Source organism: Caldithrix abyssi DSM 13497, assembly GCF_001886815.1.
Lineage (GTDB): Bacteria > Calditrichota > Calditrichia > Calditrichales > Calditrichaceae > Caldithrix > Caldithrix abyssi.
Genome location: NZ_CP018099.1, coordinates 1,547,423 through 1,563,198 on the forward strand (window position 1 = coordinate 1,547,423; position 15,776 = coordinate 1,563,198).

The following is a 15,776-nucleotide window of genomic DNA, read 5'->3' on the forward strand; positions in this document are numbered from 1 at the left end:
TACAACGAGGTAGCAATTAAATATTTTGTTAGATGCCCCTTTGCATAAAAAGGGACATTTTTTTTAAAAAAAATTGAACCTGATTGTAAATTAATGTAAATAAGTAATTCTATTGAGAATGCAATGGGAGTGTAATTGTTAAAACGGAGGGATCATGCGTAATCGATTAAGTTTAATGCTTATTTTTATTCTGTTTTTGCAAATGGGAATCATTAATGCCCATTCTGGCGATATTCCCAGTCCCGCTTCTTTTTTTGGCTTTCAGCCAGGCGAAGATCGTCAATTGTTCGATTACGAGCAATTAATCGCTTATTTGAAAGAAGTAGCACAGGTATCAGATCGCATAAAGATGGTTGAGGTGGGACGCACGCCGTATGATAAACCGATTATGGTTGTTTTCATTTCCGATGCGCAGAACATTGCCAATTTAGATAAACTGAGGAAGATCAATCATGAGCTGGCCCTGAACTGGCGGTTAAAAGAAGCAGAGCAGCGCGCTTACATTGCAGAGGGAAAGGTTTTTGTTCTGGGAACGTTATCCATGCATTCCGGCGAGGTGGGGCCATCGCAGGCAGCGCCGTTAATCGTTTATGATCTGGCCACAACTCAGGATGCGCAGAAGCTGGAGATTTTAAAAAACGTGGTTTATATGATGGTGCCCAGCCAGAATCCGGATGGGATGGACATGGTTGTGCATCATTATTGGCGCTACAAAGGCACCAAATACGAAGGTTCTTCCTTACCCGGCGTTTATCATAAATATGTAGGGCACGATAACAATCGGGATTATGTCATCCTTTCGCAAAAAGACACAAAGGCCATTGCCCGGCTGTACAACAAAACATGGCTGCCGCAGGTGGTGGTAGAAAAACATCAAATGGGAGCGACGGGGCCGCGTTATTTTGTGCCGCCCATGCACGACCCGATTGCCGAAAACGTGGACGCCGCCATCTGGAACTGGAGCTGGATATTCGGTTCGAACATGGTGAAAGATATGACGGCGGCCGGACTGGCCGGCGTAACGCAGCACTATTTGTTTGATGATTATTGGCCAGGCTCAACAGAAACCAGCAACTGGAAGAACTGCATCAGCCTGTTAACTGAGTGCGCCAGTTGCCAGTATGCCACGCCGGTGTATGTGGAGCCAACCGAGTTAAGCGTGTACGGCAAAGGACTGGCCGAGTATAAAAAGAGCATTAACATGAGTCTGCCATGGGAAGGCGGCTGGTGGCGTTTAAGCGACATTGTGCGCTACGAGATCGAATCCACCTTATCCCTCTTAAAAACGGCTTCTTTGCACCGCGCCGAAATTCTAAAAATGCGCAATGATCTGTGTAAAAAAGAGGTGCGCCGGGGAAGGGAAGAGGCGCCGTACTATTTTCTTTTTCCACGCAAGCAACACGATCTTTCGGAGCTGGTTGGACTGGTGCGCCTGTTGATTGAGCACAACATCCAGGTTTTTCAATTAACAAGGAATGTGGAATTTGGCGAAATTAAGGCCAGGGCCGGAGATATAATCGTGCCTTTAAGTCAGCCGTTCAGGCCTTTTGTTAAGGAGGTGCTGGAAGCGCAAGTTTATCCCCTGCGCCATTACACACCGGGCGGTGAAATTATTAAACCCTATGATATTACCAGCTGGTCGTTGCCGTTGCACCGCGGTATTGCCTGCAAACAGATCGATGTTTTTGTTCCGCTGGATTCAAATGCGCTAAGCGCGGTTGATTCTTCGTTTTCTCTGTTTTCACAAAGTAGAGAGCCTTTTAAATACGCGCTTTTCAATGTAAATAACAACGAGAGCTTTAAGGCGGCTTTTCAGGCGCTTAAAAACGGACATCGCGTCTTTCGCCTGAAGCAAAACCTTACATTGAATAATCGAACCCTACCGGCAGGCAGTTTTGTGCTTGATCGCAAGGCGGAGAAAAGCGTGGAAAACCTGCTGACCGTTGCGCCTCTTTTTACGTCGGGCGAAATCAATCCGCAAATGCTTGCCGAAGTGAAACTGCCGCGCATCGTATTAATGGAAACCTATTTTCATGACATGGATGCCGGCTGGACGCGTTTTGTTCTTGATCAGTACGGGATCGATTTTGAAGTGATTCGCCCGGGTGAAGTGGAAAAAACAAAATTAAGCGCCAAATTTGATTTGATTATTTTCCCCGATGCCAGTAAAGATATTTTGATGGAAGGAAAATATAAATCGGGAAAAAATTATTACATGAGCAGTTTGCCGCCGGAATTTGCGCGGGGGATGGGCAAAAAGGGCTTTCAGAAAATTTTAAAATTTCTGGATAGCGGCGGTAAAATAATCGCCTGGGGAAGATCAACAGAATTATTCATGGGACTATTAACCATTGAAAAAGGCAAAAACAAAAAAGAGTCCTTTCAATTACCGGTGAAGAATATTGCCGGTGATTTACGAAAAAAGGGATTGTACATTCCCGGCTCTCTTTTGCGGATGAAAGTATTGGCCGACCATCCGTTAACGTACGGATTGCCCTCTGAGATTGGCGTTTTTTCTCGCGGACGCCCCGTCTTTAAAACGTCCATTCCCCGTTTTGATGTGGACCGTCGCGTAATTGGCTTTTTTCCTGAACGAAAGATTTTAACGAGTGGATACGCTGAGAATGAAAAGTTGTTAGGCAATAAAGCGGCGGCGGTGTGGATTAAAAAGAATAAAGGACAGATGTTTTTGTTGAGCTTCCAGCCGCAGTTCAGAGCATCGACGCAGGGCAGTTTTAAATTGCTGTTTAATGCGCTTTTGATGGAATAGTTTTGCGGTCTGTTTCACTGATGCAGAGAATGTAGGCCCGGGGCAGCGCCCCGGGCTGTTTACTCCGTGCCGAGAAAGGAGCGCTCTGTCAGAGCGCTCCTTTTCAACTTTTTATAGACAAAAATGGATCATGGCAGAGATCCCCCAAACGCGACACCGGTGATTTAATTCCCCAAAAAGACAATAATATCCAGGGCCACACAGCCGCAACCAAAAACACCCGCAACTCGCGCAAATTAATTTTCTCGCAGATTACGCCAATCATCGCAAAAAATGATTAAACAAAGTATTTTAAGCGACCACAGAGCGCACAGCGCGCAGAGAAATCACAAAAGGCACAAAGAATGTTTAAAATTAAAAATAATTTCAATTGCCTTCCCCCCTTTCCAAGAAAAAGAGTCTGGGAGAGTGGGAAGAACTGTTCGTTGGAAATTTTTCTCCAATGATGTTCAATATTTGCGCATTTGTAAATTTCTATTCAACTATTCAACCATTCAACCAATCCAGCAGCATACAATTTTTTTTAACGCGCGCAAAATAATCAATCTTTTCATTGTCTGCACCGTTGGCCGCCATAAGCCTTTCATGGTGTTTGTGATTTGCACTCTGCTTGCTAAGGACGTTCCCCTTGAGTTTACAAATAATTTGGTCGTGTTCGGTAAGGAATGGGGTCATCAACCCCGGCCATTTGAAAGCCGCGCAACCGCAGGGCGCAACTGTCGCAAACGCCGCAGGCCTCATCTTCGGACTGGTAGCACGACCAAGTTTTGTCCAGCGGCGCGCTGAGTTCCAATCCTTTTTTTACGATTTGCCATTTTTTTAAATGAATAATCGGTGTTTCTATTACGATATGTGTTTCCGGTCGAGTGCCCAGTTCAATTACTTTATTAAACGCTGCGTAAAATTCTTCGCGGCAATCGGGATAGCCCGAAGAGTCCTCTTCCACAGCGCCGATGAAAATACGCGTGGCGCCGATGACTTCTGCCCAGCTGGTGGCGATGGCCAGAATGTTGGCGTTGCGAAACGGCACGTAGCTAGTAGGAACACCCTGATACTGTAAATCGGCTTTGCTCACCTCGATGCGCTCATCGGTCAGGCTGGAACCGCCAATCTGCTTTAAATAGCTTACATCAACCACCAGACGTTGCGTAACCGAATAGTAATCTGCGATATCGTTAAAGGCCTTGAGCTCGCGTTTTTCCGTGCGCTGACCATAGTTAAGGTGCAAAAAAGCAGGTTCGTATTTTTCAGCGGCAATGGCCGCCGTCACGCAACTGTCTAATCCGCCGGAAACCAGAACGACCGCTTTATCTTTCATTGCTCAATCTCCTCTTTAAAAGCTGCCAATGATTGGGACGATTAAGAATTACGAATTAAAAATTACGAATTACGTATTATGAATTATGAATGCCGAATTATCCTATCGAGGCGGAATGTCTTGCGCCACGAATGACGAATTTCTCCGTACAATCAGATCATCTTTCAGGACAAATTATGAATGACAAAATTAAACCTTTGATGCTCCCCATCCTTCATTCGTAATTTTAAATTCTTAATTCGTAATTATTTTTGAAAACCGCCGCGTTTTTGCGGATCGTACACCGCCACAACCGTTGTGTGCATGCCGCCCCGCGTGGTAAAATCGCCGCGAACCTCCATAAAACGAGGCTTACAGGCTTCGACCAATTCGTCAAGAATCTGATTGATCACCGATTCGTAAAAGATGCCCTTGTTGCGGAAATCCAGAAAATAGTATTTAAGCGATTTCAACTCCAGACACAACTTATCCGGAATGTAATTGATGGTGATGGTGCCAAAGTCGGGCAAACCTGTTTTGGGGCATACCGATGTAAATTCTTCGTTGACATGCGTAATGTAGTAATCCCGGTCAGGATATTTATTTTCGAAAACTTCGATTTGTGCCATATCGACTCCTCATTTAAAATTAAACGCCTCGTTGATCCGGCTTCCAGATGTACTTGTGCAACTGAAGCTGCATGCGGATCGGTTTTTGAGTTGCAAGAATCCATTCTGCCAGCTGCCCATTTTCCAGCCTGCCGAAAACAGGGGAAAAGAGCACGGGACAGCGGTTTAGCAAATTGTATTTTTCCAGTACTTCAAGTGCGTAATCAAAATCCTTTCGATCGCCAATCACAAACTTGACCTGGTCGTCGTTTTTTAAGAGTTCCATATTGGGCCAGTGCGTCTTTTCGGCCTCGCCGCTGGAAGGACATTTGACATCCATAATACGTTTTACGCGTTGATCGACTTTGCTAACATCCATGTGCCCGCCCGTTTCTAACAGCACTTCAAAACCGTTATCCAGCAATCTTTCCATTAAAGGATAAACCGCCGGCTGGATGAGCGGTTCCCCGCCTGTTATTTCCACCAGGTTACACTGGTACGTTTTAATCCGGGCGATGATTTCATCCAGGCCCATTTCCTGCCCTTCGTAAAAGGCGTACTCCGTGTCGCAATAGGTGCAGCGCAAATTGCAATAGGTCAGGCGTACAAAAACACAGGGCAGCCCGGCGTAGGTCGATTCGCCCTGAATGCTGTAAAAAATCTCATTGATCTTAAGAACGTCTTTGCCGGCCATGGTTCATTCCGTGTACTCGATCATGTATTTAGGCGTCTCCCACAGGCGAATGGCCTGCATCTCAACGCCGTCTGGCAAAAGCCTGGCAATCTCTTTAAAAAAGTATCTGGACAGATTTTCGGCCGTGGGGTTGATCTGATCGAAGGGGGCAATATCGTTTACCATCTGGTGATCAAATTTTCCCACCACCTGCCAGGCCAGATCGCTTAAATCTTTAAAGTCAATAACCATTCCAATTGAGTCAACCCGTTTGCTTTTGACCACCACCTGCACCTTCCAGTTATGGCCGTGAATGCGTTGACAGGGCCCTTCGTAACCGCGTAAATGATGCGAAGCCGAAAACATTAAATCTATGGATAATTGGTACATGTTTACCTCTCATTCTTAAATAAAATCGAGTTAGACTTTTTACTTTTGTTAAAGTTACAAACACCATTACTTAAACACTGAAATTTAAAGAAAATCATAACAAAGAGCAAAAAGGCCTTTTGGTGTAAAATAAGCAGGCAGATTTTGCAAAGAAAAGAAAGAGGGATCGTGTGCCCGACCGAAGAGTCCGTTCGTTCTGGTTAATTACCACAAATTTGTTTAAATGACCGTGCTGCGATGTCCTGCACCTAAAAAATTATCATTGCTTTTTATTGGCAATAAAGCGAAATTATCGACGAATCCGGAAAGGAAATTTCGAAAAAAAGGAGTAAATCATGCGTCGAGTTGTTTTGTTTTCACTCTTGCTTTTTTTAATCCACTGCAACGTGTTTGCTCAAAAGCAGAAACTAACGCCCATTCTACACTACCCGGATATTTACGGAGACTGGGTGGTCTTTGTAGCCGGCGGCGATATCTGGAAGGCGAATATTAACGACGGTCAGGCCATCCGCTTAACCATGCACGATGGCGAGGAAACCTTCCCCAAATTTTCACCGGATGGTTCCATGATCGCCTTTACGGGCGAGTACGATGGCAATAGCGACGTGTACGTGATGAACGCCGACGGAAGCCAGATTCGTCGCGTAACCTTCCATCCGGGCGGCGATCTGGTGGTAGGCTGGCATCCCACCAAAAACAAGATTATCTTTCGCTCCAATCGTTTAAGCTACCAGCGCTTTTCGCGGCTGTTTATGATCAAGCCCGATGGCAGCGGTCTTGAGACGCTGATCATGCACGAAGCCGCCCAGGGCAGTTTTAGCCCCGATGGCCAGAAGATCGCCTACAATCGGTTGAGTCGTGAATTCCGCACCTGGAAGCGTTATTTCGGCGGTACGGCGCAGGACCTTTACATTTTCGATTTTGAACAGATGAAGGATGAAAAGATCACCGATTTTCCGGGTACGGATCGTTTGCCCATGTGGATTGGCAACGAAATTTACTTTAGTTCAGATCGAGACGGCGTGCTGAATATTTACGCCCTCGATGTGGAAACAAAAAAAGTGCGGCAAATTACGCGCCATAAGGATTATGACGTGCGCTTTCCAAGCGCTGGCCCCCAACGCATTGTTTACGAGCTGGGCGGCTATCTTTATTATGTTGATGTTAAAAATCCTCAACCGAAAAAAATAGACATCGTCATTCATACCGACGCGCCGGAAATTCGCCCTTACCTCAAAAAGGTGGATGAAGCGGTGACGCAAATTGCCATTGCGCCCAACGGCAAACGCGCTTTGCTGGTGGCGCGCGGGGAAATTTTTACCGTTCCGGCTAAAGAAGGCCCCACGCGCAACCTGACCAATAGCAGCGGAAGCCGCGAAAAGGATGCCGTTTGGTCGCCCGACGGTAAATGGATCGCCTATTTTTCTGATGCCGACGGCGAGTACCAGCTTTATGTAATGGACCCGTTTGGCGAATCCACGCCGCAACAATTGACCCATTTTAAAAACGGGTATCGACACACCATCCGCTGGTCGCCGGATAGTAAAAAACTGGCATTTACCGATCAAACCTTAACGCTTTACGTCTTTGATCTTCGCAAGAAAAAGCTGATCAAAGTGGACAAAGCAGAATTTGAAAATGTGGACGTCAGTCTTGACCTGAAGCCGATCTATGATTTTAACTGGTCGCCGGATGGAAGGTTTATCGCTTATTCCAAAATGGATTCTACCCTGGTGAACAAGATTTACATCTACGACCTGCAAGAAGGCAAAACGCGTTGCGTAAGCGAGGGATTGTTCAATGATTTTCATCCGGTTTTTTCCAGAGACGGCGAGCATCTCTTTTTTATTTCCAATCGGCGGTTTGATCCTACCTACTGCGATTTTGAGTGGGAGATGGTTTACAAGAAGCTGGCCGGCATTTACGCTTACACTCTGCGCAAAGACGGCCCGGCGCTCTTTCCTCTCAAAAGCGACGAGCACCTGGAGCCTGACCGGCAAGGCCAAAAAAAGGAAAAAGGCAGCGTAACGGTGCGCATCGATTTTGACGGTCTGCAGCAGCGCATAGAGGCTTTGCCGGTAAAGCGCGGCAATTACCGTTATTTGGCAGTAAATGATGAAGCGCTTTTTTACCTGAATAAGGAAGAGGGCGATTTCAATCGTTTTGAATTTCGCAAACACTGGCCCATGGATTTGTACGCCTTCGATTTTGAAAAAAATGAAGAACGGCCGGTCGTCAAAAAAGTGGATGGCTACCAGCTTTCTGCTGACGGATCGACCATTATCTTTAAACAGGGTAAAAAAGTGGGGCTGGTTCCGGCTTCGGCTAAAGAGGCGGAAGGCGAATGGTTAAATCTCTCCGATCTAAAGATGTGGTACGAGCCGCTGGCCGAGTGGCAGCAGATCTATCGCGAAGCCTGGCGCATGGAACGCGATTTTTATTACGAACCCGGTATGAACGGCCTGGACTGGGCGAAGATTTACGACCGGTATTTGCCCATGGTGCGGCGTTCGGTCTGCCGTCAGGACATTCGTTTCGTGATCGGCGAAATGATCGGCGAGCTGGGAACATCGCACACCTATGTGTTTGGCGGCGACGTTCAGCGCAAGGCCCAACGCGTCAATGTGGGATTGTTGGGCGCCGATTACGAAGTGGACGGCAAACACAATCTGTATCGCTTTAAAAAGATCTATCGCGTGCCTGACTGGCGCGGTCAATTTGTTCCGCCGCTTTTCGGGCCGGGAAAAGAGGTTAAAGAAGGCGACTATTTGTTGAAGGTCAATCAGCAATTGGTCACCGCCGACCGTAATATCTACAGCTATTTCATCGATCTGGCCAATAAGCAGGTTACACTGTGGGTCAATGACCAGCCGACTTTAAAAGGCGCCAGAAAAGTGATGGTCAAACCGGTGGGCAACGAGTATGCTTTGCGCTATCTGGACTGGGTGGAACATAATCGCCTGCTGGTGGAAAAACTTTCCAACGGACAGATCGGATATTTGCATCTGCCGGATACCTACAATGGATCGGCGCGCATCTTCCCCAAATATTACTATTCGCAAACGCGTAAAAAAGCGTTAATTATTGACGGCCGTTACAACGGCGGCGGTCTGGATCCGGATATCTTTTTGCAGCGTTTGAACAAAAAACCGCTGGCCTACTGGACGCGCCGTTATTCGCACGATTATTTTACGCCCTGGATGGGCAACAACGCCCATCTGGCCTGTCTGACCAATCGCCAGGCCGGGTCGGGGGGCGATTTATTGCCCTTTTTATTCCGTAAAAAAGGCATGGGGCCGGTAATCGGCACGCGCAGCTGGGGCGGGCTGGTTGGCGTTTCTATGTGGGCTTCTCTGGTGGATGGCGGAGGTTTGTCCGCTCCGGATTACAGAATTTACGACACCGATGGAAAATGGGTGGTCGAAAATGAAGGCGTTGCGCCAGACCCGGGGTTTGAAATTGACAATGATCCCGTGCAAATGCACAAAGGTTACGATGCCCAGCTCATGAAAGCGGTTGACTACCTGATGAAAAAAATTAAAGAAGAACCACGCCCCTGGCCCAAACACGAACCATTTCCCAGACAAAAATTGAATTAACTACAAAAGCCCGGCCTGAACCGGGCTTTTTTACTTTTACTACAATCCTTATAATGGCTCTGGTTGAAGGCGGTATTTTTAAATTTTCTAACTTAATGCAGAAATAAAATATTGGCAAAGCAAGTTGGCGTGTGATTTTCTGACAGAAAGAATCATTTTGTTAACATCTTACCGCTTAATTTTATAAAAAAATCCACCGACAGGGATGTGCTAAGTTTAATGCAGAAAGTAATCTGGGGTTGTTAACACCTGATCTGAGATTATGATACGCCGAGACAGTTTGAGGCTAAGTTAAAAGTTGAATCTTCGGCTATTTATTAAAGAGTGTCTGTTGTAAAAGATATTTTTTATGTGTCAGAATTTTATTATGCTTATATCTTTTCAATGATTACTTTTGTATTAAAACTTTTTGTCTGATTCTTGTTAATAAATACATCCAGAATCATCTCAGCATTTTCAATTTGACATTTTATGATTTCAATAAGTTCAGTTCCACTTGAGTTGATTTTTGGCTCATTTTGAGCAAAAGCAAAGTCAAAACCAACGTTGTGAATAAAAAATTTATTTGTGATTTTTTCTGTTCCGCCAACTAATAAACCATATCTTATAAATGGGAATACTTCTTTATGTTTTTGAGCCTTTGTTGAATAAGTTAAAATATCATGCGTTGTAAATCCTCTATATTTTATTTCAATAACTACCAGAGGTAAATCATTTGTTTGTTGAGTAATTAATATATCTGTTTGAAAAGAGTAATAGCCGCGTCGTGGGGTAGAAGGGTTACTTGGCTCATACTGAAAATTTTCATTTACAGTTACCTTATAAAGCAGATTTTCATTAGTTTTTACTTTATATTTCTTAGAATCTAAATTCTTTTCAATTTCTTCCTTTATGATTTTTAGAAATTCTGATTCTGTCATCTTAACTTAATAAATTAGTTAATTTTCAAATAACGATAAAAGTTCACTTTGAGCTACGGAATGCCAGCAGAATAGCAGACAGGTTGAACACCATTTTAGCTGCTTTCATCTTCGATAAGCTCAAAAAGTGATTTTATGATTTTCGGATGAAGAGTTTTCCCTTTATGGAATGGCAAAACAAATCTTTCTCTACCTTTCTGATATATCCTATGACTGCCTCTGCTTCTAATATGTTGAAAGCCAGATTTAAGCAGCAGTTTTTCTGCCTCCTCAGACGTTAATCTTGGCAGTTTAGGCAATGCTAACCTCCAGAGAAGTCGTTAGTATTTCTTTGCTTAAATATTCCTCCCTTTCCAGGGGTGATAATGTTTCTAAATAAAGGTGTATGGCCTCTTTTATATTTTTCAGTACCTCCTCTAAAGAATCTCCTTGACTGTGACAGCCCTTCAATTCCGGGCAATATGCGTAATATCCATATTTATCTTTTTCAATTATTACATTAACTTTCATGCTGACACCTCCTGTACTCAATTTTTACGGCTGACAATTAACTCAACCAGCTTTGATCAATTTGCCGTGGTAGCTTATCAGGCAACCATTTCAAAATTTAAACAACCTGCAAAAATCACGCCGACAGAAAGCCGCTGGTTGAAAAAAAAACATGATATTAAAAACTGACAAACCAGCCCAGCGACGCTTATTTCTTTTCTATTTTACAAATGAAAAAGAACAAATCAAAATTTTAAACCGGTCTTTCAAAAGATTATGAAATCAATATTCAAAAATCAAAAAATAATTGAAATTTTGTTTTTTTGTTTATGATATTGCTTTGTTCAAGGCAGTGTGGCCGCAACCAAAATCAACCGCAACGCGCGCAAAGTAATTTTCTTGCAGATTACGCCAATCATCGCAGAAAATGATTAAACAAATTATTTTAAGCGACCACAGATAGCCCAGATAAGTCACAAAGGCGAAAGAACTATTTTGAATTAAAAATAGTTTCAATTGCCCTCACCCCCTTTCCAAAGAGGCTAGGAGAGTGGGAAGTTGAGCGTTAGGGGTTATTTCCAACGATGTAAGTGATTTATTCGCTGGCTAGTTTCTTGCAAAGGCGAGAAAAAGAATGGCAGCCCGGCGAACATTCAACCATTCAACTAATCAACTATTCAACCAATCCAGCAGCACAAAAATTTTCAAATCCCGCCCGGGCGGGATTGATCTTCCAGAGGAAGTATTCTAATCAAATCAGTACAGGAGGAATCTTCTCCCAAAACACAGAAATTTGATGGCTTAAAATCATTCAACATTCAAAACTTAACATTCTTAATAAAAAAGGCGGAATGGATATTACAAAATTGGTGGATTTCGGCAGGCTTCGGCGGCCCGTTTTTACCCTTTTGGTTCATTTACCGCACAGGGTATTGTTACATTGGGCCGCGCGTAACCATGGCTCAATCCGTCATCCGATCACTGTCACACGCCAGACAGGTCTTCCAGCCTGCTCGACAGCCTATTTTTCTACTCAACTCTTTTACTGTCAAATCGTATTCAACGCCTGATCTAAATCCGCAATTAATTCATCCGCGTCTTCCACGCCAACGGAAAGACGAACCAGCCCGTCGGTAATGTGCGCTTTGAGGCGCGCTTCTCTGGGCATGATGGCGTGCGTCATAGAAGCCGGATGTTGAATCAGCGTTTCAACCCCGCCCAGACTGACCGCCAGCTGGCACAGTTTTACATTGTTCATCAGCGCCTTGCCGCCTTCGATGCCGCCCTGCACTTCAAAGCTGATCATGCCGCCAAAACCGCTCATCTGTCTTTTGGCCAGTTCGTGCTGCGGATGCGAGGGCAGACCGGGGTAAACAACCTGTTTGACCTTGGGATGTTTCTCCAGAAATTCGGCAATCTTTTGCGCATTGGCGCAGTGGCGTTCCATGCGCATGGCCAATGATTTAATGCCGCGATGCACCAGAAAGGCGTTCATCGGCCCGATGACCCCGCCGAGCAGATTGAGTGTTTTGCGCAACAATTTAAACTGTTCTTCGTTTTTGGTGACAATCATGCCGGCCACCACGTCGGCGTGTCCGTTTAAAAATTTGGTCATGCTGTGAACAACAATGTCCGCCCCCAATAGAAACGGCTTTTGCAAAACAGGGCTGGAAAAGGTGTTGTCCACCACCAGCAAGGCGCCGTTTTGATGCGCGAGTTCCGCAGCGCCTTTGATATCGGTAATGCACAAAGTCGGGTTGCCTGGCGTTTCCACGTAAACAATTCTGGTTTGCGGTTTTATGGCCCGCTCGATGGACTGCAAGTTCGAGGTGTCCACAAAAGTGGTTTCAACGCCAAATTTGGCAAAGATTTGTTCCAGAAGGGTAGTGGTCGGTCCGTAAACCGCTTCGGAACACACCACGTGATCGCCCTGTTTTAAATAAGCGCTAAACACAGTCTGGATGGCGGCCATGCCGCTGCCGCAGGCCAATCCTTTATGTCCGTTTTCTAACTGGGCCACGGCGTTCTCCAGCCCCTGAATAGTGGGGTTGCCCATACGCGTGTATATAAAGCCTTCTTCCTGGCCGGCAAATAAAGCCGCGCCGTGGTCGGCATCTCTAAATTTAAACGTTGATGTTTGGTAAATGGGCGGAACAACAGCAAGGTGTTCGTTTTCCATCATTCCCGCGTGCACACTCTTGGTCGCGTCCGAATAATTTTTATCCATCGACATCCTTATAAACCTCCAATTTTTTTTTTAACGCTGTAATTTAAGCAATTATTTTTTTTAACAAAATCTAATTGATCAACTATTATCACAAAAAGTGGCTTTAATAGGCAGATTATTTTTAAATTGCCCAAAACAAAGGAGGCGTTTTGATGAGGCGAAAAATACTTCAACTAATGCTGGTCATTTTTGTGGTTGTGGCGCTGTTGGTCGTTGTGGCATCTTTTTGGGGCTACGCTACTTTTAAAAGTTCCCTGCCCGTTTTAGAGGGCGAAGTCCAAATTCCGCTGTTAAAAGAATCCGTAACCGTTTATCGGGACAGCATGGGAATTCCGCAAGTTGTAGCCCGCAGCGAAACGGACGCCTATTTTGCGCTGGGTTACCTGCATGCCGCAGATCGTCTGTTTCAGATCGACTTAACGCGCCGCGTGGCCACCGGTCGGCTAAGCGAACTGTTAGGGCCTTCCACTTTGTATATCGATCGGTACCAGCGCATGTTGGGCCACTACCGGCTGGCTAAAAAGTTTGTTGCGCAATTGGATTCGCAGGATCGGGAACGCTTGCAGGCTTATTTAAAAGGCATTGCCTACTGGGTTAAACATACCGACGCCCTGCCTTTTGAGTACCTGCTTTTACGCAAGGAGTTTAAACCCTACACCATGGAAGAACTGATGAGCGTGCTCAGCTTTCAGACCTGGTTTGCCAATTATTTGCAATCATCCGATACCCGGTTCTTGCAGATCGCCGAACGCCTGGGAAGGGAAAAAGCGAAAGATTTTGAAAAACCGTATCCCGTGTGGGCGCCTTTTACGGTGCCGCAGCAAAACCAATTTTCACTGCAAACATGGTTGTTTAAGCGGTATTTTTCTGAAGATTTATTACCTTACCACATGGCGCACTCTTCCAATTCGTGGGTGGTCGCTCCGCAAAAAAGCGCAAGCGGCTTTGCCATGCTGGCCAGCGATCCGCACCTGGAAACGCGTCGGCTGCCGCAGTTCTGGTATTTGTGCGGGTTGCATGTAAACGCCGCCAATCTGCATGTGCTGGGCATCAGTACGCCTGGGCTGCCCTTTACCATCATGGGCCACAATGGAAAGGCGGCCTGGGCGTTTACCGTGGGCGGCATTGACGTCAGCGAAATTTATCAGGAAAAGCGCCATCCGCAGGACAGCACCCTGTACTTTAACGGACATAAGTGGTATCGATGTCAGACCCTGGTGGATACCATTTACATCAGCGGAGAAGACGAGCCGTACATTCTGCGCTACAAGCAGACCGAAAACGGTCCCGTTATCTGGACAGCGGATTCCATGAAAGCGGATTATGCCTTGCACTGGGCGGGCTTTGATGTAAATCTGGCCAAAAGCGTTCAGGCCGCCTTCCGCCTGGCTAAATTGGATAATTTTGAAGATTTTCGGCGAGCGGTTACCAGTTTTGGCGCGCTGGACGCCAACTGGACCTATGCCGACATCAGGGGCAATATTGGCTACCAGCTGGGCACGCCCATTCCCATTCGTCCTTTTAAATCAACCAAATTACCCGTTCCCGGCTGGATCGATTCTTTAAAATGGCAGGGCTTTCAACCGCTGGAAAAAACGCCGCACAGCTTAAATCCGCAGCGGGGCTGGCTGGCAACCTGCAACAATAAACAGGACGACGCCAACCTGGATTATCCTTTGATGGGCAAATTTGCCGCGGATCGCATTTTACGCATTTCCGAATTATTGTCTCAGAATCGTAAATTCAGTGTTCAAGACATGCAGAACTTTCAAATGGATCGTGTGGATCGTTACCACCAGCGCTGGCAAAAAATTCTGCTCGGCGTGCTCAGGCAAAATGGACGCTACGCCCTGGCCGATCGCCTGAAAAAGTGGGACGGCTCCATGGAATCCGATTCCCGCGAGGCGGCGCTGGTCATGCTCTTTTTGCAAAATCTTAAAAAATATATGCTGGAAGACGAGCTGGGAGAGCAGTTGAAGTTTTTATTCGACGACCGCTTCGAGCAAATTTATTTGCAGGGCCCGGACGATTATTTCGACGATTTACGAACCAAAGATAAGATCGAAAGCAGGGAAGAGATTACCAACCGTGCCTTACAAACAACCCTTGAGCAGTGGCAGGATCGCCCGTGGGGCGAGTTTTTGACCTTAACCATGGCCCATCCCTTTGCGCGCGTTCCGCTGTTAAGTAATGTGCTGAATCTTAAATATGGCCCCATACCATGGGGTGGTAGCGAGGCCACGTTGAACGCCGCTTTTTTTTGGGAGGACAAACAAAATCCCGGACATTTTAAAGCGATTGTGGGGCCAAGCTGGCGCTTTGTCATTGATTTTAGCGATCCGGATCAGGCCAGCTTTGTCCTGCCGGCCGGCATTTCCGGTAATCCGCTTAGCCCCTACTTTTTTAACTTTTTCGAATACTGGAAAAGCGGCAAACGCTGGATAGTGCCTATTTCACCGGAAAAAATAAAACAACGCGCAAAGCTTACATTAAAACTGACGCCGATGACAGACAGGGAGTGAGCGTTTAGAATACGACCTTTGAAAGATTTACCGCTTTAACAGGCGAAAATTTTGGCGCGGCCGTAGTAGTGGTAGAATAGTTGGTTAGTTGAATGGTTGAATGGTTGAATGGTCACCGACCTGTCATTCTAAACGGAGCGCCAGCTTCAGTCTCGAGAAATCGGGACGGAGTGAAGAATTCTTTCCCTTCAGGGAGCGAGAGTACGGTTGCTGAGCGAAGCCGAAGCAACCGTGATTGTTAAGGAACTTCCCTTCGACTGCGCTCCCTTCGACTCCGCTCA

11 protein-coding genes are annotated in these 15,776 nt (G+C 45.8%); 3 read left to right on the plus strand and 8 right to left on the minus strand.

Annotated features, from left to right (window positions below; genetic code table 11):
* Positions 1 to 154 precede the first annotated feature (154 nt).
* The gene (locus Cabys_RS06190; protein ID WP_006929352.1) at positions 155 to 2,770 is read left to right on the plus strand and encodes a M14 family metallopeptidase; all 2,616 of its coding nucleotides are present in this window, start codon (positions 155 to 157) and stop codon (positions 2,768 to 2,770) included.
* A 634-nt stretch (positions 2,771 to 3,404) separates the two neighbouring features.
* Here the strand turns inward: Cabys_RS06190 and queC are convergent.
* The 4 genes from queC to queD all read right to left on the minus strand — a co-directional run bounded on the left by queC (position 3,405) and on the right by queD (position 5,738).
* The gene (queC, locus tag Cabys_RS06195) at positions 3,405 to 4,088 is read right to left on the minus strand and encodes a 7-cyano-7-deazaguanine synthase QueC (protein WP_006929353.1); all 684 of its coding nucleotides are present in this window, start codon (positions 4,086 to 4,088) and stop codon (positions 3,405 to 3,407) included.
* A 245-nt stretch (positions 4,089 to 4,333) separates the two neighbouring features.
* Positions 4,334 to 4,696 (minus strand): preQ(1) synthase, encoded by a 363-nt coding sequence (gene queF / locus Cabys_RS06200; protein ID WP_006929357.1) that lies wholly within the window; start codon positions 4,694 to 4,696, stop codon positions 4,334 to 4,336.
* A gap of 19 nt (positions 4,697 to 4,715) precedes the next feature.
* Positions 4,716 to 5,369: a radical SAM protein gene (locus Cabys_RS06205; RefSeq protein WP_006929359.1), complete on the minus strand. Its 654-nt coding sequence runs from the start codon at positions 5,367 to 5,369 to the stop codon at positions 4,716 to 4,718.
* Between the two features lie 3 nt (positions 5,370 to 5,372).
* The gene (queD, locus tag Cabys_RS06210; RefSeq protein ID WP_006929362.1) at positions 5,373 to 5,738 is read right to left on the minus strand and encodes a 6-carboxytetrahydropterin synthase QueD; all 366 of its coding nucleotides are present in this window, start codon (positions 5,736 to 5,738) and stop codon (positions 5,373 to 5,375) included.
* 335 nt (positions 5,739 to 6,073) lie between these two features.
* On the opposite strand from queD, the gene Cabys_RS06215 reads away from it, so the two are divergent.
* On the plus strand, positions 6,074 to 9,337 hold the full coding sequence (locus tag Cabys_RS06215; protein ID WP_006929365.1) for a S41 family peptidase: 3,264 nt from the start codon (positions 6,074 to 6,076) through the stop codon (positions 9,335 to 9,337).
* A gap of 371 nt (positions 9,338 to 9,708) precedes the next feature.
* Here the strand turns inward: Cabys_RS06215 and Cabys_RS06220 are convergent, their stop codons facing one another.
* The 4 genes from Cabys_RS06220 to Cabys_RS06240 all read right to left on the minus strand — a co-directional run bounded on the left by Cabys_RS06220 (position 9,709) and on the right by Cabys_RS06240 (position 12,979).
* Positions 9,709 to 10,257, minus strand: a complete 549-nt coding sequence (locus Cabys_RS06220) for a hypothetical protein (protein ID WP_006929367.1) — start codon at positions 10,255 to 10,257, stop codon at positions 9,709 to 9,711.
* 95 nt (positions 10,258 to 10,352) lie between these two features.
* Positions 10,353 to 10,556 (minus strand): type II toxin-antitoxin system HicA family toxin, encoded by a 204-nt coding sequence (locus Cabys_RS20710; protein ID WP_006929369.1) that lies wholly within the window; start codon positions 10,554 to 10,556, stop codon positions 10,353 to 10,355.
* Positions 10,549 to 10,767: a type II toxin-antitoxin system HicB family antitoxin gene (locus Cabys_RS06230; RefSeq protein WP_006929371.1), complete on the minus strand. Its 219-nt coding sequence runs from the start codon at positions 10,765 to 10,767 to the stop codon at positions 10,549 to 10,551. The genes Cabys_RS20710 and Cabys_RS06230 overlap by 8 nt, the downstream gene beginning before the upstream one ends.
* Positions 10,768 to 11,794: 1,027 nt before the next feature.
* Positions 11,795 to 12,979 carry a trans-sulfuration enzyme family protein gene (locus Cabys_RS06240; RefSeq protein WP_006929373.1) on the minus strand — a complete coding sequence of 395 codons (1,185 nt, stop codon included), beginning with the start codon at positions 12,977 to 12,979 and terminating at the stop codon, positions 11,795 to 11,797.
* Positions 12,980 to 13,125: 146 nt separating this feature from the next.
* Between Cabys_RS06240 and Cabys_RS06245 the strand changes: the two genes are divergently transcribed.
* Entirely contained in the window at positions 13,126 to 15,495 is a 2,370-nt protein-coding gene (locus Cabys_RS06245; RefSeq protein WP_006929375.1) for a penicillin acylase family protein, read from the plus strand.
* Positions 15,496 to 15,776: the final 281 nt, after the last annotated feature.

Bases quoted from the DNA above. Each gene is read 5' to 3' on its own strand.
- Cabys_RS06230 (WP_006929371.1), bottom strand. From the start codon at position 10,767: ATGAAAGTTAATGTAATAATTGAAAAAGATAAATATGGATATTACGCA.
- Cabys_RS06190 (WP_006929352.1), top strand. From the start codon at position 155: ATGCGTAATCGATTAAGTTTAATGCTTATTTTTATTCTGTTTTTGCAA.
- Cabys_RS06215 (WP_006929365.1), top strand. From the start codon at position 6,074: ATGCGTCGAGTTGTTTTGTTTTCACTCTTGCTTTTTTTAATCCACTGC.
- Cabys_RS06245 (WP_006929375.1), top strand. From the start codon at position 13,126: ATGAGGCGAAAAATACTTCAACTAATGCTGGTCATTTTTGTGGTTGTG.
- Cabys_RS06240 (WP_006929373.1), bottom strand. From the start codon at position 12,979: ATGTCGATGGATAAAAATTATTCGGACGCGACCAAGAGTGTGCACGCG.
- Cabys_RS06220 (WP_006929367.1), bottom strand. From the start codon at position 10,257: ATGACAGAATCAGAATTTCTAAAAATCATAAAGGAAGAAATTGAAAAG.
- queF (WP_006929357.1), bottom strand. From the start codon at position 4,696: ATGGCACAAATCGAAGTTTTCGAAAATAAATATCCTGACCGGGATTAC.
- queD (WP_006929362.1), bottom strand. From the start codon at position 5,738: ATGTACCAATTATCCATAGATTTAATGTTTTCGGCTTCGCATCATTTA.
- Cabys_RS06205 (WP_006929359.1), bottom strand. From the start codon at position 5,369: ATGGCCGGCAAAGACGTTCTTAAGATCAATGAGATTTTTTACAGCATT.
- queC (WP_006929353.1), bottom strand. From the start codon at position 4,088: ATGAAAGATAAAGCGGTCGTTCTGGTTTCCGGCGGATTAGACAGTTGC.